Source organism: Streptosporangium sp. NBC_01469 (assembly GCF_036227305.1).
GTDB lineage: Bacteria > Actinomycetota > Actinomycetes > Streptosporangiales > Streptosporangiaceae > Streptosporangium.
Window position 1 is genome coordinate 8186005 of the sequence record NZ_CP109465.1, and the last position, 21981, is coordinate 8207985.

Here is a 21981-nt window from a genome sequence, read left to right on the forward strand (position 1 = left end):
AATCTGTTTGGTTGTCTTGTTGGGATCGTCACAGTGTGTCATCCTCTGCCCGAGGAGGGGGACCGCCACCGGTTCCAAGGCTGGCCTGACGAAAGGCGCTGAATCCCGCTCCCGGATCGGAGCGCGGCTTCCTGGGCTTGGGCGGCGGCGGCGAGGGGTCGGGCTCGGAGGACGAAGAGGCCGCGGCGAGCGTCTGCCCGCGGGGGCGTTTAGGCAGCCCGTACAGCTCGCCGTCCCCCACGGGCGCGGCGGGTTCGCTCTCGGCGGGCCTGGGGGCGGCCATGCGCGGCGTACGGACGCTCTCGGCGGCCCTGGGAGCGGGCGTGGGAGTGGCCGCGCGCGGCGCACGGACGCTCTCGGAGTGGGACGTCTCCGCTACGGGATCCCGGGCGATCTGCATGATCAGCCGCTGCGGGATCATGACCACGACTCCGGTGCCTCCCCGCGAGGAGGGGCGAAAGGAGATCGTCAGGCCGTGCTTGCGAGCCAGGCAGCCCACGACCGCCAGACCCAGCCGTGTACCGGACAACGTCGTCAGGTCCAGCGGTTCGGACGAGACGGCCCGCCTGGCGCGACTCAGCGCGGCGGGACTCATGACCAGACCGCAGTCCTCGATGGTGACCACGACGCCCGAGGTCACCTCTTCCACGTACACGTGCACCTCCTCGGAGGGAGGTGAGAAGGTGGCGGCGTTGTCCATCAGTTCCGCGAGCGCATGCATGACGCCCTCGGCGGCGTACCCGGCGACGGAGACGGCGCTGGCGGAGTGCACACGTACCCGCTGGTAGGCGCTGATCCGGCCCACCGCTCCGCGCAGGATGCTCTCCATCACGATCGGCTTGGTCCAGCGCCTGCCGGAGCGGGCACCGGTCAGCACCGCGATGCTGTCGGCCAGGCGGCCCGCCTGCGCGGTGCTGTGGTCCAGCCTCAACAGGTCACCGAGAACTTTCTCGTCATGCCGGTCCTCCATCTCGCGCAGGTCGGCGAGCATGCTGGTCGCGAGCGCCTGGACCCGGCCCGCGGCGTTCGCGCACGCCGACATCGTAGCCGCGCGCATGCGCTCGCCCTTGCCGATCTCCTGCGCGAGCATCCACATGATGCGCTGCTGAGCCAGGCCGCGAGGCTGCGGAATCTCGGCGAGCGCGGTCTCCGCCGACGCGCCCTCGCGCAACCGATGCACCAGCGCGGGAAGGGTGTGGTCAGCCAGCCAGGCGATCTCCCCGTCCGCCCCGGCGAGACGGTCGCGGAGCAGGCGTCCCTGCAACATGCTGTACGCCGCGAAGGTTACGGCGACGCACAGCAGGAGGGCGATGACGCCGAGACTCCACGCCAGGAGTGCCCGCCCGTCGACCGGCGCCATGGCCACCGCCCACAGCCAGATCACCCCGGTAATGATCAGAGCGCCCAGCATGACAAGGAAGGCCTGGCCGGCCGGCGAGAGCCCCGCCTGGCGGCGAGTAGGTATTCGTACTGACATCAAGCAATTCCTCGTCGGCAGTCGGTGACAGAGGGTGAGCCGCCCAGGTCTAGCAAAGGCCGAATCAAATGATTTGTCCGGCTTGAACGTCTTGATCGAATCGTAGCGAAGATCATGATGTTTGGTGAGCCGTTAGTCACCATTTGCGGTAAATGCTCGTCAAACAGGACTCTCACGTGCGAAAACAACGCTCCGGTGGCTGCGATCCTGTCAGGAGACAGCGTCAACGGCCCCGAGCGTGTCCAGATCCAGGATGGCGTTCGACGCGCGCTCGAGGATACCCAGGCTGATCGAGTCGGGCTGGAACTTCGGCTGGATCGCGCTACGCCCGATGGACAGCAGCCAGCCGAAGTAGGACCAGAACATCTGCTGGCGGTAGGAGAGCCACGCGGCCTCGAAGTCCGGCGCCGCGGCACCCGTCTCAGCGAGCCTGTCCAGATAGAAGGCCAGCAGCTCCCGCTCCCAGTTGCGCCTGTCGGCCACGGCCAGCCCGGTCGCGATGGTGTACGACACGTCGAAGGCCCAGGTGCCCCGCATGACGACCTGCCAGTCACCGAAGCCCAGCAGCCCGTCCCGGGTTTTGTAGACGTTGGCGATGTGCGAGTCGCCGTGCAGAAACGTCAACGGCCCCTGGGCAGCCAGCTCCAGCGAGCGCCAAAGCGCCCGGTAGAGGTCCTCGTGGATGGCCATGATGCCGTCGGGCATCACGGCCATCGCCCGCTGGACGCCGACGTCGCCGCGCTTCTTCAGCCCGGCGAACTTGGCGAGATTGCCGACGAACGTCTGAGGTGTCTTGCGCAGGAAATCGTGCCGGTCCAGCTCGGGGTCGTTCCAGTAACGCCCGTGCCATGTGGCCATGCTGGTCAGCAGGTTCTTCATCTCGTCGAAGGAGATCGGCGTCTGGGGCGTGCAGAAGGTCGCGCCCTTGGTCGCGACGATGTCCTCCATCAGCGCGATCGAGCGGCCCGACCCCGGATCGACCGCCCCGTGATAACCGTGCGGTGCCTCGATGTCCAGGTGGGGCCGGATATGGGCGTAGAAGCCCGGCTCACCCGTCAGTACGTCGGCCATCCCCAGCAGGAGACGCTGGGCCCAGCTCCGGCTCGTCTTGGCGAACAGCTCCGTCGGCAGACCCGCCTCCCTGCCCGCCCCGTTGTAGGTAACCGTGGCCCGCCAGCGGCTCGACGTGCCGCTGCTGACGTCCTCCATGTCGTACGACTCCACTGCGGCGCCGGGATGCGCACGACACAGGACCGCGGTCAGCCATTCGCGGGTGACATCCTTCGTCCGCACCGGCACATCTCTCGCACTGGTCGCGCGTTGTGGGGTGAGGTGCTCCCAAAGAGTATGACCGCCGAACCGCACGATTCCCTTTGCCACCGCGAGCCCTGGGTTGTCCGCACGCGCACCGGCGTTCAAGATCGTCTCCTTAGATCGGGGGACTTGCAAAGCGATCTTGCTCCTTGCGGAGTATGCCGGATTACTCCGCTTACAGCCACCTGAACGACTCACCGGCGCGCCGGTTGTCCGACGCTGAAAGCCGTCCTGGGCCGATGCGCATCCCGATGACCGGGCGTCCGCGCTCACCGGTCGTAACATGCCGGTTCCGGTCAGCGGGGACGGCGCGGGTCGCAGGCGTAGCAGCCGGTCCATGAAGGTCCCGACGCGTCCTCGACACCGCCGGAACGCTCGCCTCGTTGCGCCGCCGCGCCAAACGCGTAGCGTGAGTGCATGCTCCTGATCACCGTACGCCTCCCGCCCGACGCGACGCTCGCGCAGGCCATGCGGCGTCTGGAGTTACCCGAGGAGGAGGTCGACACCGACTACGGCCTGGTGCTCATCGACCCCGACCAGGGCCTGTACGGCCTGCGGGTGAGCGAGTCCGCCGCCCGCCGGGTCGTTCCCGGGGCAGGCGGGGGCCCCTACTCCGACCCGAAGATCGAGCCGTACGGCCCCCCGGGTCGAGATCTTCCCTGAACGTCACCGAGGCCACCGCGGACCGGATCCCGGACCACCATGACCACCGGGCGGAACATCATGTCGAGATCTTCCCTGAACGTCACCGAAGCCACCGCGGACCGGATCCCGGACCACCATGACCACCGGGCGGGACGTCATGTCGAGATCTTCCCTGAACGTCACCGAAGCCACCGCGGACCGGATCCCGAACCACCATGACCACCGGGCGGGACGTCATCCGGGTCCGGGAGGCGCCGGTGACACCGCCCCGCCCCCGCGGTTCCCGTCCTTCCTCGGCTCTCCTTTCCTCGGTTTCCCGCCCGGCGGTGACGTCACGGCTCCGGGAAGGCCTGCCGTGAGACGGACGGTCAGGCGTTCTCCCGATTGAAGACGCGGGTTCCGATGACGACGCAGAGCACGGACAGGATCACGGTCACGGCGACGCCGAGGCCGACGGTCCCGTTCACGTAGTGGCCGTTGAACAGCTCGCGCATGGCCTCCAGCACGTAGCGGAACGGCGTGGCGCGCGACAGGACGTCCAGCCAGCCCGGTGCCATCGACATCGGCAGGAACGCGCCGGACAGCAGGACCAGCGGGACGATCGCCGTACTCATGATCGGCGCGAACGCCTCGGGGTTCATGACGAGCGCGATCGCGTTGGACAGCGCGGCCAGGCTGACGCCGAGCAGGATCATCATCAGCAGCGCGACCAGCACGCCGAAGATCTCCGCGCGCAGGCCGAAGGCGTAGCCCACCACGATCAGCATGATCGACTGGATCACCAAGGTGAGCGAGCTGGCCAGGACACGGCCGAGCAGCAGGGAGACGCGGTGCGCCGGAGTGACCCGCAGCCGTTCCAGAACCCCGGCCCTGGCGTCCATGACGATGCCGAACCCGGCCAGGCCCGAGCTGAACAGCGCCACCTGGATGAGCAGGCCGGGGATGAGCGTCTCCCAGGGGCCGATCGTGACGAACAGCGGGCCGAACAGCACCAGGTAGAGCAGGGGCTGCAGGACTCCGAAGATGATCCCGGCCTTCTGCCGCAGGGAGATCCGCACGTTGTGCCGGAAGATCAGCCAGGTGTCGCGGACGACGCTCATCGCTCCCCACCCGCCGTGTGAGTCGCCTGCCGCTCGCCGTCCGTCCCGGATGTGCCCGGCGGATCGTCTCTCAGGGAACGGCCGGTGATGGACAGGAAAACCTCGTCGAGAGTGCCGGTGCCGCCCTTGAGCTCGGCCGGGGTGCCCTGGGCGACGATCACGCCGTCGTCGATGACGAACAGGCGGTCGGCGAGCGCGTCCGCCTCGTCGAGGTAGTGCGTGGTCAGGAAGACCGTGAGGCCGAGCCCGTCGCGCAGGCTTCTGATGTGATCCCACAATGCGGCCCTGCTCTGCGGGTCCAGGCCCGTGGTGGGCTCGTCGAGGAAGAGCAGGTCGGGGTCGTGGACCAGGCCGAAGGCGAGGTCGAAGCGGCGGCGCTGCCCGCCGGAGAGCTCCCCGCCCGGCCGCTCCCGCAGCTCGGTGAGCCCGAACCGCTCAAGCACCCCTTCGACCCGTTCGCGCGCCTCGGCCAGGCGCATGCCGTACAGCATCGCGTGCAGTTCCAGCTCCTCCCCCACCGGGTTCGACAGGTCCACCCCGCCGCCCTGGGACACGTAGCCGATGCGCCGCCGCACGCCCCTCGGGTCCGCGAGCAGGTCGTGGCCCGCGACCGTGGCGGTGCCCCCGGTGGGACGTACCAGGGTGGTCAGCATTCGCATCGTGGTCGTCTTCCCCGCGCCGTTCGGACCGAGGAATCCGACGATCTCCCCGGCCTCCACGACCAGGTCGACGCCTCGGACGGCCTCCACGCCACCGGGAAAGGTCTTGCTCAGCGCTGATGTCTTGATCATTTGATCGCCTCCATTTTTACATTAACACCAATTTTGGAGTCACTGCAAAATTTGTTCGGCACCTAGAATGGGCCCATGAGCGAGGGCCTGCGCGAGCGCAAGAAACGGGAGACCAGGCAGCGCATCTCCGACATCGCCACGTGGCTGTTCGTGACGAAGGGCTTCGACAACGTGACGGTGGCCGAGGTCGCCAGAACCGCCGACGTGTCGGTCAACACGGTCTTCAACTACTTCCGCACCAAGGAGGACCTGCTCTTCGACCGGCAGGGAGACGTGGAGGACCTGCCGAGCAGGGTCGTACGGGAGCGGAGACCCGGCGAGAGCCCGCTGGAGGCGCTGCGCCGCGACTTCCTGGACGCGCTCGACACCCGCCACCACCGCTACGGGTTCCACGAGGGAAGCGACGCCTTCACGCGAATGGTCTCCCGGAGTCCGTCACTCAACGCCCGGCTGCGGGAGATGAACGAGGCGCGGGAGCGGGCCCTGGCCAGGACACTCGCCGACGAGGCCGGTGCCGAGCCCGGCGACCTCACCCCCGTGTTCGTGGCCGCCCAGGTCAGCGCGGTGCTGCGGCGGCTGATGACCCACGCCGTCGAGCGCATGCTGGCGGGCGAGACCATCGACGCCATCGCCCCGGACCTGCGACGGCACGCCGAGCGCGGCTTCGAGCTGCTGGAGTCGGGCATCGGCGACTACTGCGTCCGCCCGCAGGACACCCCCCGGGCCGTCGCGACCGGCGAACCGGCCTAGCTCCCGCGACCGGAGGCCCACGGGGCGGAAGGCGGCCCGCGCGACATGCCGGGTCGGACGGCCCGGCATGTCGCGCGGGCCGGGGAACGCCGGGGAACGCCGGGGAACGCCGGGGAACGCCGGGGAACGCCGGGGAACGCCGGGGAACAACGTGTACGGCACACGTTTTCGGGACGCGCGATATTTCCGGTCGGCGAAGATCAGGTGGCCGAAATATTTCACGACATCAGCGGCGGATCCGGAACTTCACCGGTCCGTTATGATCTTGGCTTGTCCTTGGCCGCCCCGATCCCCGGGAGCCCCCCGTGCCACCGCGCGAGCGTCTCCGCCGCCTGCTCGAAACGAACCGTTTTCAGCAGATCCTCGTCGCCGTCATCGTGATCAACGCGGCCACACTCGGGCTGGAGACCTCGGTGACGGCCGTCGAGCGGTACGGCACGGCGCTCACCGTCGTCGACCACCTGGCGCTCTACATCTTCGTCGCCGAACTGGCCGCCAAGCTCTATGCCTACGGCTGGCGGTTCTTCCGCAACCCGTGGAACCTCTTCGACACCGCGATCGTGGTGGTCTCGCTGTTGCCCACGGCGGGCGGGCTCTCGGTACTGCGCGCGCTACGGATCCTGCGGGCACTACGGCTGATCTCCGTGGTGCCCAGCCTGCGCCGGGTGGTGACCGCGCTGCTCACCGCGATGCCGGGGATGAGCTCGATCGTGCTGCTGCTGGCACTGGTGCTCTACGTCACCGCGGTGATGGGCACGAAGCTCTATCACCTCACCGCGCCCGAGTACTTCGGCGACCTGCCCACCTCGCTGTTCACGCTGTTCCAGATGATGACCGGGGACGCCTGGTCCGACATCACCCGCGAGGTGATGGCCGAGCACCCGTCGGCGTGGGTGTTCTTCGTGGTGTTCATGCTGGTGTGCACCTTCGTGGTGCTGAACCTGTTCATCGCGGTGGTGGTCAGCGCGATGGAGGAGGAGCACGCCGAGGAGTCCGTACAGGCGACCGAGGAGTTGGGCAGGGCGGTGCTCACCGAGCTGGCCACGCTCCGGGCCGAGGTACGGGAGCTGCGGGACCGGGTCCCGGCACCGCTGAACGGCGGTCCGGGCCCGGCCGCGAAGGGCGGCACGGACGCACCAAGAAACGGCGGTTCGGGTTCGAAGGGCGCGACGGCGAACGGTGGCGCGAGTTCCGGAGGAAAAGGCGGCTCAGGCTCGAAGGGCTCGAGCACGGGATCGGGATCGGGCTCGAAGGGCACGGCGAACGGTGGCGCGAGAAAGCCCGCCACCCGGGGGGCGGCGGGCCGGCGCCGCGGATAGGCGCCAGGTCAGCGCGAGTAGAACTCCACCACCAGCTGCTCGTCCACCGGGACCACGATCTGCTCGCGCAGCGGGCGGCTGAACAGGGTGAACCGGAGGTCGGCGTGGTTGACGTCGAGGTAGGCGGCGATCCGGTCATCCGCGTACACGCCCTCGGAGGCGGCGACGAAGGGCTGCATCCGGCGTGACTTCTCGCGCACCGCGACGACCTGGCCCGGCTTGACCAGGTAGCTGGGGATGTCGACCTTGCGGCCGTCCACGGTGATGTGGCCGTGGGCGACGTACTGACGGGCCGCGTAGATGGACGAGGCGAGGCCCGCGCGCAGGACCAGGGACGCGAGACGCGTCTCCAGCAGCACCACCAGCTCCGCGCCCGCACGCCCGGTGCCGCGCAACGCCAGGTCCCAGTAGCGGCGCATCTGCCGCTCGGAGACGTCGTAGTACCAGCGGAGCTTCTGCTTCTCCATCAACCGCAGCCCGTAGTCACCGGTCTGCCGCCGGTTGGTCTTGCGACCGTGCTCACCCGGCGGATAGGGGCGCTCCTCGAAGTATCGGACGGCCTTGCGGGTCAGCGGCACGCCCGCCCTCCGGGACAGGCGCACCTTCGGTCCGGTGTAGCGCATGCTCACTCCTCTATGGTTAGGTTTACCTTAGTTAGGCAAGGCTAATCTTACACAGCAGTATCTCCCGACCTCAAGGAGAGCCGGTTCATGCAGCCCGTCACCGCTCCGCCGATCCCCGAGCGGGTCCGCACCCTCGCCGCCACCGCCGCTCCCACCCACGTGTCCATCTCCGGAGCCACCGGCCCCGCGACGGCCGCCAGGGGCGGCGTGGACGGCGCCGGCCGCCCCGTGCTGCTCGTCCTGCCGGGCGACCCGCTCTATGACACGCGGGACGAGCCCGTGGTGACCGTGGATCTGACGTCGAACCGCTCGCTGGGAGAGCACGAACTCTCGCGCGGCCTGCTCAAGGTGCAGGGCTGGGTGCAGGCGGTACCCCGGGCCGAGGTGAGGGAGACGGCGGTGGCGATCGCCGAGCGCTGCCCCGACGAGGCTCTGTTCGAGGTGCTGGAGGGGATGGACGGCCCCCGGCTGGTACGCGTCGACGTCGGCAGGGTGATCTATCTCACCGGACCGGAGTCGGGCGTGCTGGACGCCGAGGAGTATCTCGGTGCCGCCCCCGACCCCCTGATGGGCGATGCCGAGCGCATGCTCCACCACATCAACGACTCCCACCGCAGGCAGCTGGAGACCGCGCTGGGCTCCCTGCTCGCCGCGCCGGTGCCGGAGGCCTGGCTCTGGGAGCTCGACCGCTTCGGCGCGACCGTCCGCTGCGGCGTCGACGACCCGACGCTGATCCGGCTGCCCTGGCCCTCGCCCATCACCGACGCGGAGTCCCTCGAACACGCCGTGCGCTGCCTGCTCTGCCACCACTGACGGAACAGGCGGGAGCGCTCCCCCGGTCGCCGGTCGCCGGTCGCCGGTCGCCGGTCGCCGGTCGCCGGTCGCCGGGAGGAACGTCCACGGGCGGCCGGGTGTTACCGAAGAGCGGCCGGAGGGGCCGGGAAATTGTCGTTGGAACGACCGGCCAACGGCTTTTCAACGACCGGGATGGCGACGCTCTATCGCGTGGCCATTTCCGACTTCGACCGGAAATGGCCACCAGATCATTCCACGCAAAATCATCCCGAGAGCGAGACTATTCCCGGGATTAAATCATCCCGGAGGAAATCGCCCCGGGAACGGAATGTCAGCCCTCGGACACCACCTCGCTGGTGTTCCGGATCACCTGGTCGACGAACCCGTAGTCTCTGGCCTCGGTGGCGGTGAACCAGCGGTCGCGATCCCAGTCCTCCTCGATCCGCTCCAGGGGCTGGCCGGTGTGGAAGGCGATCCGCTCGCGCATCATCTGCTTGGTGTAGAGCATCTGCTCGGCCTGGATGGCGATGTCGGCGGCCGTGCCCCCGAGGCCCCCCGAGGGCTGGTGCATGATCACCCTGGCGTGCGGCAGGATGTAGCGCTTGCCGGGAGCGCCCGAGCAGAGCAGGAACTGCCCCATGGACCCCGCGATGCCCATGGCCACGGTGGCGACGTCGTTGGGGATGTACTGCATCACGTCGTAGATGGCCATTCCGGCCGGCACCGAGCCACCGGGTGAGTTGATGTAGAGCCAGACGTCGCGCCGGTCGTCGTCGGCGGAGAGCAGGAGCAGCTCCCCGCAGATCCGGTTGGCGACCTCGTCGTTCACCTCGCTGCCGAGCACGACGATCCGCTTGCGCAGCAGCCTCTGGTACAGCTGGTCTTCGGGGACGATCTGGGGACCGCTCATGTCTTCCACCTACTCCGAACCCGGGGTTTGCGAATAACGAATACCCGCGACCATAGTCCCGCCGGGGACCGCGTTTTCCGTTCGTTCGCTGTCAGCGCTTTCCGCTGAAAGCGCAGCGTCCTTCATTCCGTTTTCCCACCGGACCCGGCCGTTCCCTGGTCGGACCCGGCTGTTTCACGGCCGGGACCCGGGCGTTTCCCGGGCCGGACATGCCCTGCCTCCGGCGAGGGGCGGGTTCAGCCGTACAGGTGACATCCGGCGGTGGAGGCGGCCCAGGACCGGGACCGGGGACGAGGTCAGGCGTGGGGACGGGACGGGACGGGCGCGGGGACGGGCGCGGGGACGGGCGCGGGGACGGGACGAGGTCGGGCGCGATCACGCACCCGCCCTCGGTCGCCCTCGGCGGGCGTTCGATGCCGGATCGGCCGGACTCGGGACCGAGCATGTTTACCCCCTCCTCCCAAGGAGAGGGGATCCACTGCATGGACAAAACTCCACAAACGGGAGGGACGACACCATGGGTGCCGACGACAAGTTTGCCAACAAGGCCGAAGAGCTCGGGGGCAAGGTCAAGGAAGGCGCGGGACGCGCCACCGGCAACGAGCGACTCGAGGCCGAAGGCAGGACCGACCAGGCCGACAGCCACCTCAAGCAGGCCGGGGAGAAGCTGAAGGACGGCGCGAAGAAGGTCAAGGACGCCTTCAAGAGCTGATCTGAGGCTGTAGGCGGCGGCGGGGCCCCGGGTTCTCCGGGGCCCCGCCGCCGCCTACAGCCTCCGTCTCGGCAGAGAAGATCTTGGACTGGAGCGGACCCCGGCCAGGGCAGGTTCACGGTTCCCAAGAAAGCCGATACCCGGGAGGCCGGGACTCAGGAAGCCGGGCCGACCTCCGGCTTCGGTGTGCCGTTGCCCGACGTGTCCTTCCTGCTCTCCTCGCCGCCCTCGGCCCCGTTCTCGGCGTTCTCGGCGTTCTCGGCGGCCTCGGCGGCCTCGGCGGCCTCGGCGGCCTCACCGTCCTCGGCGCCGTCCCCGGTGCCGGTCCCGCCGTCGGCCCCGGCCTGGACCTCGGCCTCGCCCGCGCCCTCGGGACTTTCCTCTTCCGGAGTGCGGCGCGCGTCGTCGGGGTCCGCCAGGAGCGGCCGCTCGGGGAAGGTCGTGTCCGCCCCCGACCGCTCCGCCACGACCCGGGTCTCGCCGTCGACGCCTCGCGGACCCGCGGGCGGCGGGTCCTGCTCTGGAATGTCACGCTCGGCCGTGTCTTCGCTCACCTCAGGAGTGTCCGTCATGCCGACCCCCTCCCCTGACAAGGCCCGAATATGTCGCCGCGCAGGCATGGGGCCGGTGAGCCGGGTAGGGAAACCCTCGACGAAGGGAGCGAGATCATGACGGTCACCCGGTTTCAGGATCTGCCACTGGCCGAGCACGACAGGGCCTGGGACGGCGAAGCGGCCGAGAAGCGCGTCCGCTCGTGGTCGGGCGCCGAAGAGGAGCCCAACGCCCGGTATCGAGAAGCCCACGTCTGGTACGACGGCGACGAGCCGGACAACTTCGGGAGCTACAAGCTCCCCATCGCCGACGTGATCGGCGGCAGGCTCAAGGTGGTGCCGCACGCCGTACGGGCCGCGGGAGGGATCCTGCAGGGGGCTCGGGGCGGGGTCAAGGTGCCGAAGGAGGACCTCGGCCGGATCAAGGCCCACCTGGCCAGGTACTACGCCAAGATGGGCGAGACCGCCCCGTGGGACTCCTGACGGGATGACGCGTTTCGCGTTCGGCTTCGACCCGGCCTGGCGGATACCGCTGCCGCTGGTCGGGGTGGGCCCCGGCAGGGCCTTCGCCGAGGTCCGCGGCGGCGAGTTCTCGATCCGCTTCGCTCCCTGGTCGCTGCGCACCCCCCTGTCCAATGTCGCGGGCGCCACCGTGACCGGCCCGTACGCGCCGTGGAGGGCCATCGGGCCGCACCTGTCGCCGGCCAACCGCGGGGTGACGTTCGGCACCAACACCGGGCGGGGCGTGTGCGTCCGGCTCCACACCCCGGTGCCCGCTCTGGCACCCGGCGGCTTCCTGACCCACCCGGGCGCAACCGTGACGGTCTCCGATCCCGAAGGACCGGTGAAAGCCCTCGGGCAGTCACGCGAGACGTGAGCCGGACACATGACGGAGGGGCATCCGGGTAAAGGGTGCGCTCCGACCAAGGAGGGAAAAGGAGGGAAACATGACGGCCGAAGGACAGATGCCGGAGGAGACTTCCGCGAACGGGAGGCCCATGGTCTCGGCCACCCCGCGCGACGTCGTCCACATCCGCCTGGGCTCGTTCGCCCTGATAGCGGTGATCGGCCTCGGGGTGCTCGGTCTCGTGGCCGGGATCACCTGGCTCACCGTCGCGATGGCCGTGCTGGCCGTGATCGCGATCGCGGACATCGCCCTGGCGGTGCACCGGCAGTCACGTGCCGCGCCGGGCACGACGACGGAAGCGGGCTGAGCCGCCACCGGCGGCTTTCCGGACACACTCGCCGGGCGTCCCCCTTCCGCCCCCCGCACGGCGCGGGACATGAGCGGGCCACCTGACGGACGACGCCCCCCGTACGACGGGGGGCGTACGCGAGAAGCCACCCGGTGGAGGACGGCCCGGTGGACGTTCCCGGCCAGAGTGGAGCGAACATCACGACGATCCCGTCCCGCTCCCGCCGGGCCGCCTCACCGGTCCTCCCCACGCCCCAAGCCTGCGACGGCCCGCGCGACGGAGGCCGGTAAGCGGTGCGGCACGTGCCCGGAAGGCGCCCATGCCCCCGACCGTCCCCTCCGCCGGCCTCACCGCCCGCCGCCCGGCGTTCGTCATGCCGCCTCCGCTCCGCAGGGCCGTCCTGACCCTGCACGTGGCGATCTCGGTCGGCTGGCTCGGGCTCGACCTGGGACTGCTCAGCCTCGGGACCACCGCCCTGACGACCGGGGACCCCGAGCTGTTGCGGGCCTCCTACCTGGCCATGGACGTCTTCGGTGACACGCTGATCGTCCCGGTGAGCCTCGGCGCGCTACTGACCGGCGTGCTGCTCTGCCTGGGCACGCCGTGGGGGCTCGTCAGGTACCACTGGGTGCTGATCAAGCTGGTGACCACGCTGGCCGCGACCACCGCGTCCATCCTGGCGCTGCGCTCCCACATCGGGACGGCCGCCGCCGCGGTGTCGAAAGTCCCGCCCGCGGAGCTGCTCTCCCTGGATCTCGGCGGCGTGGACCGCGTCCTGGTCATCGCACCGAGCGTCGCGCTGGCCCTCTACCTGCTCAACGTGGTGCTCTCGGTCTTCAAGCCGTTCGGCCGGACGCCGTACGGACGGCGGCGACCGGCCGGGCCTCGGCGGGCGGCGGCGACGCCACCGGCGCCGTGACGGCGAACGGCGCCGGGCATGGTGACCACGCCCGGCACCGCCGTGCCTCAGTCATTACCGTCTTCTACCGTTTCCGGGCTTACCAGTGAGTGTGGAAGACAACGGGGCGGTAGAACGACTGGAAGCCAAGAGGCGCGTAATTGTTGTAGAAACCGAAGGGCGCATACCGGGGGTAGAAGCCGAAAGGATTGAAGGGGTCGTAGATGTCGCGGCCGGTGACCACCGAGGCCTGCTGGGTCGCCGCGCTCGCGCCGGCGGGCTGGGCCGACACCGTCATGCCGACGATCAGGGTGGAAGCCGCCAGGGTGCCGGCGACGAGAGCATGCTTGAACATGAGAAATCACTCCGTGTCTGATGATTGAGCCCGGCATACCGCCAGGACTTACAGGGCGCCGACCAGATTTCCAGGAAATATGCTGAATCGACGTCACGTAAGACGCTAGTTCAGAGGTATTACGACCTTCGCCCCAGAAAGGACAAAGCCTTGGTCCGGGATCATTCCGGGAAGGAAAGGCGGAGGTTACACCGGAGTGGAGATCAGGAGCCCGCCGGGGATCCGTGCCCCGTCCGTCGTGCCGTCCGGCGCATCGGTAGCTGGAAGCGGCCGGTCCAGCCCAGCCGGTCCAGCAGATAGGCCACCCCGCGGGCGGTGTAGGACACCTCGAACCTCTCCGCGATCAGTACGGCGACGCGCGCGGCGGTCCAGTGGCCGTCGTCCCAGCCGTGGGCGGCGGCCCCCTCCTCCAGGACCGCCTCCAGCCGCTCCAACTGCTCGTCGGTGAGCTTGCGGCCGCTACCGGCACCCTTGGAGACCAGCGCCGCCCTGCCGCCCCGCCTCCAGAGCGCGTACCACTCGTAGGCGGACTTCCGGGTGATTCCCAGCAGCCGGGCCACCCGCGCCGGCGCGATCTCCCCCGCGAACATGTCCGCCGCCCGGAACCTCAGCCTCTCGCGCCTGGCCCGCTCCTGCGCGGACAGCCCACCACCCCTGTCTGAATATCTCATACTTTAAGGCTCTCACCTGGGCAAATAGGATCTAACAGGCACCCAGCCCATGTCACCCCCGCGTTTCCCCATCGAGGCAGGGCCAGCGGGACGGAGCCGGCGAGGCAGGGCCGGCGAGACGGGGCCTGCCTAACTCGCGAAACCGTCCAGGGCCGCGAGGACCTCCTCGCGCATGGTGTCGCTACCGGTGTGCCCCGAGTCGTCCACCACGACGAGACGCGCGCCGGGCCAGACCCGAGCCAGCTGCCAGGCGTTCTCCAGCGGGGAGCCCAGGTCGAAGCGGCCGTGGATGAGCACGCCGGGGATGCCGGTCAACCTGTGCGCGTTCCGCAGTAGGACGCCCTCCTCCAGCCAGGCGGCGTGGGAGAAGTAGTGGCTGCAAATGCGGACGAAGGCGAGCAGGGCGGCGGGCGGCCGGTCGCTGTAGATGTTCGGCTTGCCGTTGACCTCCAGGGAGATCACCGCGTCCTCCCAGGCCGTCCAGTCGTGAGCGGCCCTGGCGCGCACGGCGGGGTCGGGGTCGGACATGAGCCGCGCGTAGGCGGCGAGCAGGTCACCGTCGCGCTCGCCCTCGGGGACGCCCTCGCGGAAGCGCCGCCACTGCTCGGGGAAGAAGCGGCCCACCCCGTGGTAGAGCCAGTCGATTTCGTAGCGGCGGGTCATGGTGACGCCGGTGAAGACCATCTCCGACACCCTCTCGGGATGGGCTTCGGCGTAGGCGAGCATGAGCGTAGAGCCCCACGACCCTCCGTGGAGCAGCCACCGGTCGACGCCGAGGTGCTCGCGCAGCCGTTCCATGTCGGCGACCAGATGGTGGGTGGTGTTGGCGGTCAGGTCGGTGGCCGGGTCACCGGCGTGCGGCAGGCTCCGGCCGCAGTTGCGCTGGTCGAACAGGATGACGCGATAGCGCTCGGGATCGAAGGCGCGGCGCTGACCCGGCGTGCAGCCGGAACCGGGGCCGCCGTGGACGACGAGCGCAGGCTTGCCCTCGGGGTTCCCGCAGACCTCCCAGTAGACGAGATGTCCGTCGCCGGTGTCGAGGTGCCCGTGGTCGTAGGGCTCGATCGGGGGATACATCGCCCCAAGATACAACCGCGCCACCACGTTCCTCCGGGATGCCGACGGCCCCGAATCGGCGAGGTACCTCCCAGGTCGGCGGGGTACCTCCCCTGTGAGCGGGCCACTACCGGATCAGCGGGACACCCTCCCGCGATCGGGACTCTCCCCGGTGATCGGGACTGTCCCGGACGGGCGAGTCTCTTCGGGATCAGCGGGAGGCGGGGATCCGCGCGGAGGGGTGGGCGTTCAGGAACTCGTCCAGGACGAGGGTGGCGGCCCCGTGGGCGACGGCGTCGGGACCGAGGCGGCCCAGGACGATGGAGGTCGCCGCGTACGGCTGGGACAGGGAGTTCTCGGCCGAGGCGGCGCGGATGTCGTCGAGCAGGTGCCGGCCGAGCAGGAGCCCGAGCCAGCCGCCGATGACGATCCGCTCGGGGTTGATGAGGTTGATCAGGTTGGACAGGCCGACGCCCAGGTAGGTGACGGTCTGGGTGATCACCGGCGACCTGGACTCCACCAGGGCGGCCAGCTCGGCCTGCCAGTCGGTCGTCCGCGTGGGCACACCGGCGCGGTCGAGGATGCCCTCGGCCCCGATGTAGGCCTCCAGGCAGCCGCGTCCGCCGCACCGGCAGATCCGGCCGTTCACCACGATCTTGGTGTGGCCCCACTCCCCCGCGCTGCTGCTCACGCCGCGGAAGGTCACGCTGTCGGAGACGATGGCGGCCCCGACACCGGAGCCGATCAGCACGATCACCGCGTCACCGGATCCACGGCCCGCGTCGGCGACGTCGGCTCCCGGGCCACCGGATCCGCCGGAACCGGGTGCGGCGCCGGCGAGGCCACGCCCGGCGCCGCCGGAGCCGTACCCCGGGCCGATCCCGCGCGCCGCGCCGTCGCGGCCCGGGTCGCCGCCCCGGCGAGGGGCCGACCACAGCTCGGCGCGACCCAGCGCCTTGGCGCCGTTCTCGACGAACAGCGGGAGCGTGGTGCCCGCGCGTAGGAGCGCTCCCAGGGGCACGCCGTCCCAGCCGAAGGTCCTGGTGTGGATGAGCGCGTCGGGACCGCCCTCGACGATGCCGGGGACGCCCACGCCCACGCCGAGGGCCTGGCCGGCGGGGACGCCCGCGTCGTCGAGGACGACCTCGACCCCGGCGAGGATGTGGCGCACCACGAGCTCGATCTGGTGCCCGGCAGGGCGCAGGGCGTACTCGACCCTGGCCCTCTCGTTCATCTCGAGGTCGAACAGCTCGACGCGCACGTGGGTCTCGGCGACGTCGACACCGATCACGTAGCCGTACACGGGGTTGACCCGGAGGATGGCGCGGGGGCGGCCGCCGTCGGACTCGGCCTGGCCGGCCTCGACCACGATGTTCTCGGCGAGGAGGTCGCCCGTCATGCTGCTGACCGTGGCGGCGCTGAGGCCGGTGAGCCTGGTCAGCTCGTTGCGGGTCACGGGGCCACTGAAGTAGAGCGTTCGCAGAAGCATGGCCCGGTTGCCCTTGCGCACGTCGCGGACCGTCCTGCGCTCGGGCCTCACGATGGCCTACCTCCCCATGTCACGGCACATGGTAGTTGAAAATCCGAAGATATTCGTCCGGCCCCGGGACCCCCGGACGCCCCCCGCCCCACGGGTGACCTACGCCCGTCTTTCCTCCGTGTTACCAAAGCGTTTCTTAAGGGGACTGAACTTTTTTCACATCTTACATTATCGTCCGTTGCACCCCCCATCAGGAGGAAGAAATGATCAGGAGAGTCACAGGGGCTGCGGCCGGTATGGCACTGCTCGCCGGACTCGTCGCTTGCGGCGGCGACAACGGGACGGCCTCGGAGGCCACGACACTGACCTACTGGATGTTCCAGGACCGCACCCCGCAGGCAGGGGAGGTCGTCGAGAAGCTGCGCACCGACTTCGAGAAGGCCAACAACGTCACCGTCAAGATCGTCAAGATCCCCAAGGACGACTACAACACCAAGCTGGGCAGCGCCGTCGCGGCCGGGACCGTCCCCGACGTCGGCATCCTGGACCAGCCGCTGGTCGCCAGGTTCGCGCTGGACGGCACCATCAAGGAGGTGCCCGCCGGTACGGTCGACGAGAAGATCTTCTACGAGGGCGCCCTCAACACCAACAAGGTGAACGACAAGCTCTACGGGCTGCCGCTCGACCACACCGCGGTGGCGCTCTTCTACAACAAGACGCTGGTGCCGACGCCTCCCAAGACCTGGGACGAGCTCAAGGCGACCGCCGCGAAGATCCACCAGGCCGACTCGAAGATCGCGGGCATGGTGGTACCGAAGGGTGACGGCTACGGCGGCTGGATGTGGCCGGGCTTCCTCGGCGCCGCCGGAGGCTCCCTCGTCGACGAGAAGAACAAGAAGATCCTGTTCGACCAGCAGCCCGGAGTCGACGCGCTCCAGCTCTGGGTCGACCTGCTGCCCTCGTCGCCCCGGCAGATCACCGACTCGGACAAGCCCTTCGAGAACGGCCTCGCCGGAATGATGATCTCCGGTCCGTGGGACGTGGCCACCATCAAGGCCGACTTCCCCGACCTGCAGTTCAGCACCGCCCCGCTGCCGTACAAGACCGAGCCCGCCGGCAACATCGGCGGCGAGAACGCGGTGGTCTTCAGCAAGGGCAAGAACGCCGAGCTGGCGTGGAAGTGGCTGACCTTCCTGACGAACGCCCAGAACAACACCACGCTCGCACAGGCGCTGGGGGGCTTCCCGACCAACATCGAGGCGGCCGAGCGGGACGCGGCCACGTTCGGGCCCGACCAGGCGGCGTTCCTGGAGCAGCTCAAGGTCGCCCAGGCCAGGCCCGCCCTGCCGGAGTGGATCCAGATCAACGACGAGATCATCGCACCCGCCCTCGAGGCGGCGCTGAGCGGCAAGGTCACCTCCCAGCAGGCGCTGACCGAGGCCGCGGACAAGACGCGCGCGCTGCTCAAGTGGAACGGCTAACGCGAAAGCGAGGCAAACGTGGCATCTCCGGTGCTGGCTGACAAGCCCGCCGTGACGCCTCCTCCCGGGCGGCGACGCCGTCGCCCGGGTTTCGGGCGACGCGACCACGTCATCGGGTGGCTCCTGATCGCCCCCGCGGTGATCTACTTCGTCATCTTCCTGCTCTACCCCGCACTGGCCGCCCTCTACTACAGCTTCACCGACTGGAACCTCCGGACGGCGCCGAACTGGGTGGGCCTGTCCAACTACACCGACCTGCTGTTCGACGACGTGAAGTATCCGCACTTCTGGAAGTCGATCCAGGTCACCCTGCAGTACACGCTGATCGCCGTACCGCTGACGCTGGGCACCGCGCTCGTCCAGGCGCTGCTGATCAACGCGATCCGCCGGGGTTCCAACACGTTCCGGCTGCTGCTGTTCCTGCCGGTCGTGACCGCGGAGGCGGCCGTGGGCGCCATCTGGCGGTGGCTCTACGACCCGCAGTACGGCCTGGTCAACACCATGATCGGGCTGGTCGGCATCCCGCCGCAGAACTGGCTCAACACCCCCGACCTGGTCATCCCGGCGCTGTCGTTCATCGCCGCCTGGCAGTGCGGCATCTCGATGATCATCTATCTCGCCGGGTTGAAGGGCATCCCCGACTCGATCCGCGAGGCGGCGATCATCGACGGCGCGGGGCCCGTCCAGCGGTTCCGGAAGATCGTGGTGCCGATGCTGCGGCCCACCACCTTCTACCTGCTGGTCACCGGGGTGATCGCGGCGCTCCAGGTCTTCGGCCTGGTGTACGTGATCTTCTCTGGCGGCGGCGGCAGGAGCGTCACCGGTGGTCCCGAGCAGTCGGGCCTGACCTACGTCCTGCACCTGTACCTGTTCGCGTTCCGCTACGACGCGATGGGCGCGGCCTGCGCGATGTCGTTCATCCTGTTCGTCTTCATCATGATCATTACTGCGCTGCAGTTCAAGTTCGTCAAGCAGGAGGCGTCGTGAAGGCCGCGAGGAAAGTACGGCTCGCGCCCATCTACATCGCGCTGGTGCTGCTGGCCCTGGTGTCGGTCGTCCCGTTCCTGTGGATGCTGGCGACCTCGTTCAAGCACGGCTCGGACGTCTACACCAAGGTGCCCAGCCTGCTGCCGCTCGACCGCAAGACCGGCGAGTTCTCCCCCACCCTGGAGAACTACGAGCACGTCCTGCAGGTCAGCGGGCTGGGCCAGGCGTTCGTCAACAGCGTCTGGGTCTGCCTGATCCTGGTGCCCGCCAAGCTCCTCGTGGACGCGCTGGCCGCCTACGCCTTCGCCAGGATCCCCTTCCCCGGCAGGGACAAGCTGTTCGTCGTCCTGCTCGCGGGCATGATGGTCCCCACGATCACGCTGCTGGTGCCGCGCATCCACGTCACCCAGGCGCTCGGCATGTTCGACTCCGGGTGGGGCCTGATCCTGCCCAACGTGGCCTCGGTGCTGGACATCTTCCTGCTGCGCCAGTTCTTCATGTCGCTGCCCTCCGAGCTGGAGGAGGCGGCGCGGATCGACGGCGCGGGACGGATGCAGATCTTCTGGCGCATCATCATCCCGCTGTCGAAGCCGGTGCTGGCGGTCGTGACGATCACCAGCTTCATCTTCCACTGGAACGACCTGGTCTGGCCGCTGGTGGTGCTCAACGACCCCGAGCTCTACACGCTGCCGCTGGCCCTGCAGCAGCTGGCCAGCAGCGAGTCCGGGCGGGCGTACTACATCATGGCGGGCGCCGCCCTGGCGGTCATCCCGGTCATCGTGGTCCTGCTGATCTTCCAGCGCCGCATCATGCAGGGGATCGCGTTCACCGGGCTCAAGAGTTGACCCCTCCGCCGGCCGGGGGCGGGGCGCCGCGCGACCGCGAGGACATGCGCCGGCTCGTGACCGAGCTGACCGAGCCGCTGGTACCCCGCTTCAGCCCCGGGCGGGCGCGCCTGCGGCTCGGGGCCAACGCGGCCCACTACGGCGACGAGGCCGCCGAGCTGGAGGCGTTCGCCCGCCCCCTGTGGGGGCTGGCGCCGCTGGCGGCCGGAGGGGGATCCTTCGGGCACTGGGAGCTGTGGCGGCGGGGTCTGGCCTCCGGGACCGACCCCGGGCACGGGGAGTTCTGGGGGGCGGCGACCGACGTCGACCAGCGGCTGGTGGAGACCGCCGCGATCGGCCTGGCGCTCGCCCTCGCCCCCGAGGCCGTGTGGGACCCGCTGAGCGGCGCGGAGCGGGACAATCTCGCGGCCTGGCTGCTCCACTCCATGACCCGCGAGACCGTCGACAACAACTGGCGGTTCTTCCCGGTGCTGGTGGGGCTCGGGCTGGACCGGGTCGGGGTGCGCTTCGACCCCGCGCCCAACCTCGCCCGGCTGGAGCGCCTGGAGTCCTTCGCCCTGGGCGGCGGCTGGTACGGCGACGGCCCCACCGCGCAGCGCGACTACTACGTCCCCTTCGCGATGCACTTCTACGGCCTGATCTACGCCGCCCTGGCCGGCGACCGCGACCCGGGCCGGGCGGAGCGCCTGCGCGAGCGGGCGGCGGCGTTCGCGCTCGACTTCCAGCACTGGTTCACCTCTGACGGGGCCGCCGTGCCCTTCGGCCGGAGCATGACCTACCGCTTCGCGCAGGGGGCCTTCTGGGGCGCCCTGGCCTTCGCCGGGGTCGAGGCCCTGCCGTGGGGGGAGGTGCGGGGCCACCTGATGCGGCATCTGCGCTGGTGGCTGCGGCGGCCGATCCGTGACTCCTCGGGCCTGCTGACCCTGGGGTACGGCTACGCCCAGCCCGCCCTCGCCGAGCAGTACAACGCCCCCGGCTCCCCGTACTGGGCGCTGAAGGCGTTCCTGCCGCTGGCCCTCGCCGCCGGCCACCCCTTCTGGGCGGCGGGCGAGGAACCCGCGCGGGAGCTCCCCGAGACCAGCGTCCAGCCGCAGGCCGGTGTCGCGCTGATGCGGTGCGAGGAGGGACGGCAGGTCGTCATGCTGAGCGCGGGGCAGCACCACACGTGGGTGCGGCACGGCGCGGCGAAGTACGCCAAGTTCGCCTACTCGACGTCCTTCGGGTTCAGCGTGCCCGCCGGCTCGTGGGGGCTGGAGCAGGGCGCCTTCGACAGCACCCTGGCCCTGAGCGACGACGGGGCGCACTGGCGGCCCTGCGAGGTGCCCGGGGACTTCTCGGCGCGCGACGGCCTGCTGCACGCCCGGTGGACGCCGTGGCCGGACGTGGAGATCGACACCTGGCTGCTCGCCCGTTCCCCGTGGCACGTGCGGGTGCACCGCGTACGGTCGGGGCGTGGGCTGCTCTCGGCCGAGGGGGCGTTCGCGGTCGACCGCGACCCCGTCGCGCACCGCGTCGCCGAGGGGCCCGGCCACGCCCGTCTCGACTCCCCGGCCGGGCTGTGCGTGATCGAGGACCTCGGCGGGACGCCCGGAGCGGGAAGGACCGGGGAACTGGTCCGTCCCCTGCCGGGAACGAACGTCGTCGTCCCGCGTACGGTCATCCCCACGCTGCGCGGCGAGCACGAGCCGGGCGAGTACTGGCTGGCCTGCGCGGTCCTCGGCCTCTCCGGTTCCGATCATCCCGGATCCGGGCTCCCCGGCGGCGAAGGGCCCGCGGACTGGCCGGAGCCGCCCGGCCTGGAAGGCGTCCTGGCGCTCCTCCCCGGCGGTCACCCCTTCGGGACCGGCTGACCGGCCTACGGCGAGCTCGCCTCGTCCCGAAAAGGTGTCGAACCAGGTCAGAGCGGGAATTTCCTCCCAGAGCCACCATTTCCCCCGGCGGCACCCTCGACCGAAAGGGTGCCACGACGACCGGGATGCCGGACGGAGCGCCGCTTCGCCACGACGACCCGCGAGCGCCGCGCGT

23 protein-coding genes and 1 pseudogene are annotated in these 21981 nt (G+C 69.7%); 13 read left to right on the forward strand and 11 right to left on the reverse strand.

Annotated features, from left to right (window positions below):
• Positions 1-28: 28 nt before the first annotated feature.
• Positions 29-1477 carry a sensor histidine kinase gene (locus tag OG587_RS35605; protein ID WP_329083180.1) on the reverse strand — a complete coding sequence of 483 codons (1449 nt, stop codon included), beginning with the start codon at positions 1475-1477 and terminating at the stop codon, positions 29-31.
• Positions 1478-1687: 210 nt separating this feature from the next.
• Positions 1688-2770 (reverse strand): phosphotransferase, encoded by a 1083-nt coding sequence (locus tag OG587_RS35610; protein ID WP_329083181.1) that lies wholly within the window; start codon positions 2768-2770, stop codon positions 1688-1690.
• A gap of 438 nt (positions 2771-3208) precedes the next feature.
• On the opposite strand from OG587_RS35610, the gene OG587_RS35615 reads away from it, so the two are divergent.
• Positions 3209-3454, forward strand: a complete 246-nt coding sequence (locus tag OG587_RS35615) for a hypothetical protein (RefSeq protein WP_329083182.1) — start codon at positions 3209-3211, stop codon at positions 3452-3454.
• Positions 3455-3804: 350 nt separating this feature from the next.
• Here the strand turns inward: OG587_RS35615 and OG587_RS35620 are convergent, their stop codons facing one another.
• Positions 3805-4536: an ABC transporter permease gene (locus OG587_RS35620; protein WP_329083183.1), complete on the reverse strand. Its 732-nt coding sequence runs from the start codon at positions 4534-4536 to the stop codon at positions 3805-3807.
• Complete coding sequence (locus OG587_RS35625; RefSeq protein WP_329083184.1) at positions 4533-5327, reverse strand: ABC transporter ATP-binding protein; 795 nt, start codon at positions 5325-5327, stop codon at positions 4533-4535. The genes OG587_RS35620 and OG587_RS35625 overlap by 4 nt, the downstream gene beginning before the upstream one ends.
• Positions 5328-5402: 75 nt before the next feature.
• Between OG587_RS35625 and OG587_RS35630 the strand changes: the two genes are divergently transcribed.
• The gene (locus OG587_RS35630) at positions 5403-6077 is read left to right on the forward strand and encodes a TetR/AcrR family transcriptional regulator (protein ID WP_329083185.1); all 675 of its coding nucleotides are present in this window, start codon (positions 5403-5405) and stop codon (positions 6075-6077) included.
• Positions 6078-6382: 305 nt separating this feature from the next.
• Positions 6383-7396: an ion transporter gene (locus OG587_RS35635; protein ID WP_329083186.1), complete on the forward strand. Its 1014-nt coding sequence runs from the start codon at positions 6383-6385 to the stop codon at positions 7394-7396.
• Between the two features lie 8 nt (positions 7397-7404).
• Here OG587_RS35635 and rpsD read toward each other — a convergent pair whose 3' ends face one another.
• A complete protein-coding gene (gene rpsD, locus OG587_RS35640; RefSeq protein ID WP_329083187.1) occupies positions 7405-8019 on the reverse strand; it encodes a 30S ribosomal protein S4 in 615 nt (204 codons plus the stop codon).
• A gap of 87 nt (positions 8020-8106) precedes the next feature.
• On the opposite strand from rpsD, the gene OG587_RS35645 reads away from it, so the two are divergent.
• Positions 8107-8832 carry a DUF2470 domain-containing protein gene (locus OG587_RS35645; RefSeq protein WP_329083188.1) on the forward strand — a complete coding sequence of 242 codons (726 nt, stop codon included), beginning with the start codon at positions 8107-8109 and terminating at the stop codon, positions 8830-8832.
• Positions 8833-9145: 313 nt separating this feature from the next.
• Here OG587_RS35645 and OG587_RS35650 read toward each other — a convergent pair whose 3' ends face one another.
• Positions 9146-9724, reverse strand: a complete 579-nt coding sequence (locus tag OG587_RS35650; RefSeq protein WP_329083189.1) for a ClpP family protease — start codon at positions 9722-9724, stop codon at positions 9146-9148.
• Between the two features lie 517 nt (positions 9725-10241).
• On the opposite strand from OG587_RS35650, the gene OG587_RS35655 reads away from it, so the two are divergent.
• On the forward strand, positions 10242-10436 hold the full coding sequence (locus tag OG587_RS35655; protein WP_329083190.1) for a CsbD family protein: 195 nt from the start codon (positions 10242-10244) through the stop codon (positions 10434-10436).
• Positions 10437-10591: 155 nt separating this feature from the next.
• Here OG587_RS35655 and OG587_RS35660 read toward each other — a convergent pair whose 3' ends face one another.
• Entirely contained in the window at positions 10592-10990 is a 399-nt protein-coding gene (locus OG587_RS35660; RefSeq protein WP_329083191.1) for a hypothetical protein, read from the reverse strand.
• 114 nt (positions 10991-11104) lie between these two features.
• On the opposite strand from OG587_RS35660, the gene OG587_RS35665 reads away from it, so the two are divergent.
• The 4 genes from OG587_RS35665 to OG587_RS35680 all read left to right on the forward strand — a co-directional run bounded on the left by OG587_RS35665 (position 11105) and on the right by OG587_RS35680 (position 13102).
• Positions 11105-11470 carry a hypothetical protein gene (locus OG587_RS35665; RefSeq protein WP_329083192.1) on the forward strand — a complete coding sequence of 122 codons (366 nt, stop codon included), beginning with the start codon at positions 11105-11107 and terminating at the stop codon, positions 11468-11470.
• A gap of 4 nt (positions 11471-11474) precedes the next feature.
• Positions 11475-11864: a hypothetical protein gene (locus OG587_RS35670; protein WP_329083193.1), complete on the forward strand. Its 390-nt coding sequence runs from the start codon at positions 11475-11477 to the stop codon at positions 11862-11864.
• Positions 11865-11934: 70 nt separating this feature from the next.
• Positions 11935-12201, forward strand: coding sequence for a hypothetical protein (locus tag OG587_RS35675; protein WP_329083194.1), 267 nt, complete (start codon positions 11935-11937; stop codon positions 12199-12201).
• Between the two features lie 301 nt (positions 12202-12502).
• Positions 12503-13102, forward strand: coding sequence for a hypothetical protein (locus OG587_RS35680; RefSeq protein WP_329083195.1), 600 nt, complete (start codon positions 12503-12505; stop codon positions 13100-13102).
• Between the two features lie 79 nt (positions 13103-13181).
• Here OG587_RS35680 and OG587_RS35685 read toward each other — a convergent pair whose 3' ends face one another.
• From OG587_RS35685 to OG587_RS35700, 4 genes and pseudogenes are all read right to left on the reverse strand, one after another.
• Positions 13182-13436 (reverse strand): hypothetical protein, encoded by a 255-nt coding sequence (locus OG587_RS35685; protein ID WP_329083196.1) that lies wholly within the window; start codon positions 13434-13436, stop codon positions 13182-13184.
• Between the two features lie 233 nt (positions 13437-13669).
• Positions 13670-14107: pseudogene (locus OG587_RS35690) on the reverse strand (winged helix-turn-helix domain-containing protein); the annotation flags it as partial.
• A gap of 129 nt (positions 14108-14236) precedes the next feature.
• Positions 14237-15184: a prolyl aminopeptidase gene (gene pip / locus OG587_RS35695; protein WP_329083198.1), complete on the reverse strand. Its 948-nt coding sequence runs from the start codon at positions 15182-15184 to the stop codon at positions 14237-14239.
• Between the two features lie 190 nt (positions 15185-15374).
• Positions 15375-16703, reverse strand: a complete 1329-nt coding sequence (locus OG587_RS35700; RefSeq protein WP_329083199.1) for an ROK family protein — start codon at positions 16701-16703, stop codon at positions 15375-15377.
• A gap of 203 nt (positions 16704-16906) precedes the next feature.
• Here OG587_RS35700 and OG587_RS35705 point away from each other — a divergent pair, with 203 nt between their 5' ends.
• From OG587_RS35705 to OG587_RS35720, 4 genes are read left to right on the forward strand one after another with little or no spacing between them, the layout of a single operon-like run.
• Positions 16907-18124 carry an ABC transporter substrate-binding protein gene (locus OG587_RS35705; protein ID WP_329083200.1) on the forward strand — a complete coding sequence of 406 codons (1218 nt, stop codon included), beginning with the start codon at positions 16907-16909 and terminating at the stop codon, positions 18122-18124.
• A gap of 51 nt (positions 18125-18175) precedes the next feature.
• Entirely contained in the window at positions 18176-19111 is a 936-nt protein-coding gene (locus OG587_RS35710; protein WP_329083201.1) for a carbohydrate ABC transporter permease, read from the forward strand.
• Positions 19108-19956 carry a carbohydrate ABC transporter permease gene (locus OG587_RS35715; RefSeq protein WP_329083202.1) on the forward strand — a complete coding sequence of 283 codons (849 nt, stop codon included), beginning with the start codon at positions 19108-19110 and terminating at the stop codon, positions 19954-19956. The genes OG587_RS35710 and OG587_RS35715 overlap by 4 nt, the downstream gene beginning before the upstream one ends.
• Complete coding sequence (locus OG587_RS35720; RefSeq protein ID WP_329083203.1) at positions 19953-21806, forward strand: DUF2264 domain-containing protein; 1854 nt, start codon at positions 19953-19955, stop codon at positions 21804-21806. The genes OG587_RS35715 and OG587_RS35720 overlap by 4 nt, the downstream gene beginning before the upstream one ends.
• Positions 21807-21981: the final 175 nt, after the last annotated feature.

Excerpts from the sequence above, each read along its gene's own strand:
- OG587_RS35625 (WP_329083184.1), bottom strand. The coding sequence starts at position 5,327 with ATGATCAAGACATCAGCGCTGAGCAAGACCTTTCCCGGTGGCGTGGAG.
- OG587_RS35705 (WP_329083200.1), top strand. The coding sequence starts at position 16,907 with ATGATCAGGAGAGTCACAGGGGCTGCGGCCGGTATGGCACTGCTCGCC.
- OG587_RS35605 (WP_329083180.1), bottom strand. The coding sequence starts at position 1,477 with ATGTCAGTACGAATACCTACTCGCCGCCAGGCGGGGCTCTCGCCGGCC.
- OG587_RS35630 (WP_329083185.1), top strand. The coding sequence starts at position 5,403 with ATGAGCGAGGGCCTGCGCGAGCGCAAGAAACGGGAGACCAGGCAGCGC.
- rpsD (WP_329083187.1), bottom strand. The coding sequence starts at position 8,019 with ATGCGCTACACCGGACCGAAGGTGCGCCTGTCCCGGAGGGCGGGCGTG.
- OG587_RS35645 (WP_329083188.1), top strand. The coding sequence starts at position 8,107 with ATGCAGCCCGTCACCGCTCCGCCGATCCCCGAGCGGGTCCGCACCCTC.
- OG587_RS35620 (WP_329083183.1), bottom strand. The coding sequence starts at position 4,536 with ATGAGCGTCGTCCGCGACACCTGGCTGATCTTCCGGCACAACGTGCGG.
- OG587_RS35680 (WP_329083195.1), top strand. The coding sequence starts at position 12,503 with ATGCCCCCGACCGTCCCCTCCGCCGGCCTCACCGCCCGCCGCCCGGCG.
- OG587_RS35615 (WP_329083182.1), top strand. The coding sequence starts at position 3,209 with ATGCTCCTGATCACCGTACGCCTCCCGCCCGACGCGACGCTCGCGCAG.
- OG587_RS35665 (WP_329083192.1), top strand. The coding sequence starts at position 11,105 with ATGACGGTCACCCGGTTTCAGGATCTGCCACTGGCCGAGCACGACAGG.
- OG587_RS35655 (WP_329083190.1), top strand. The coding sequence starts at position 10,242 with ATGGGTGCCGACGACAAGTTTGCCAACAAGGCCGAAGAGCTCGGGGGC.
- OG587_RS35685 (WP_329083196.1), bottom strand. The coding sequence starts at position 13,436 with ATGTTCAAGCATGCTCTCGTCGCCGGCACCCTGGCGGCTTCCACCCTG.
- OG587_RS35670 (WP_329083193.1), top strand. The coding sequence starts at position 11,475 with ATGACGCGTTTCGCGTTCGGCTTCGACCCGGCCTGGCGGATACCGCTG.
- pip (WP_329083198.1), bottom strand. The coding sequence starts at position 15,184 with ATGTATCCCCCGATCGAGCCCTACGACCACGGGCACCTCGACACCGGC.
- OG587_RS35650 (WP_329083189.1), bottom strand. The coding sequence starts at position 9,724 with ATGAGCGGTCCCCAGATCGTCCCCGAAGACCAGCTGTACCAGAGGCTG.
- OG587_RS35675 (WP_329083194.1), top strand. The coding sequence starts at position 11,935 with ATGACGGCCGAAGGACAGATGCCGGAGGAGACTTCCGCGAACGGGAGG.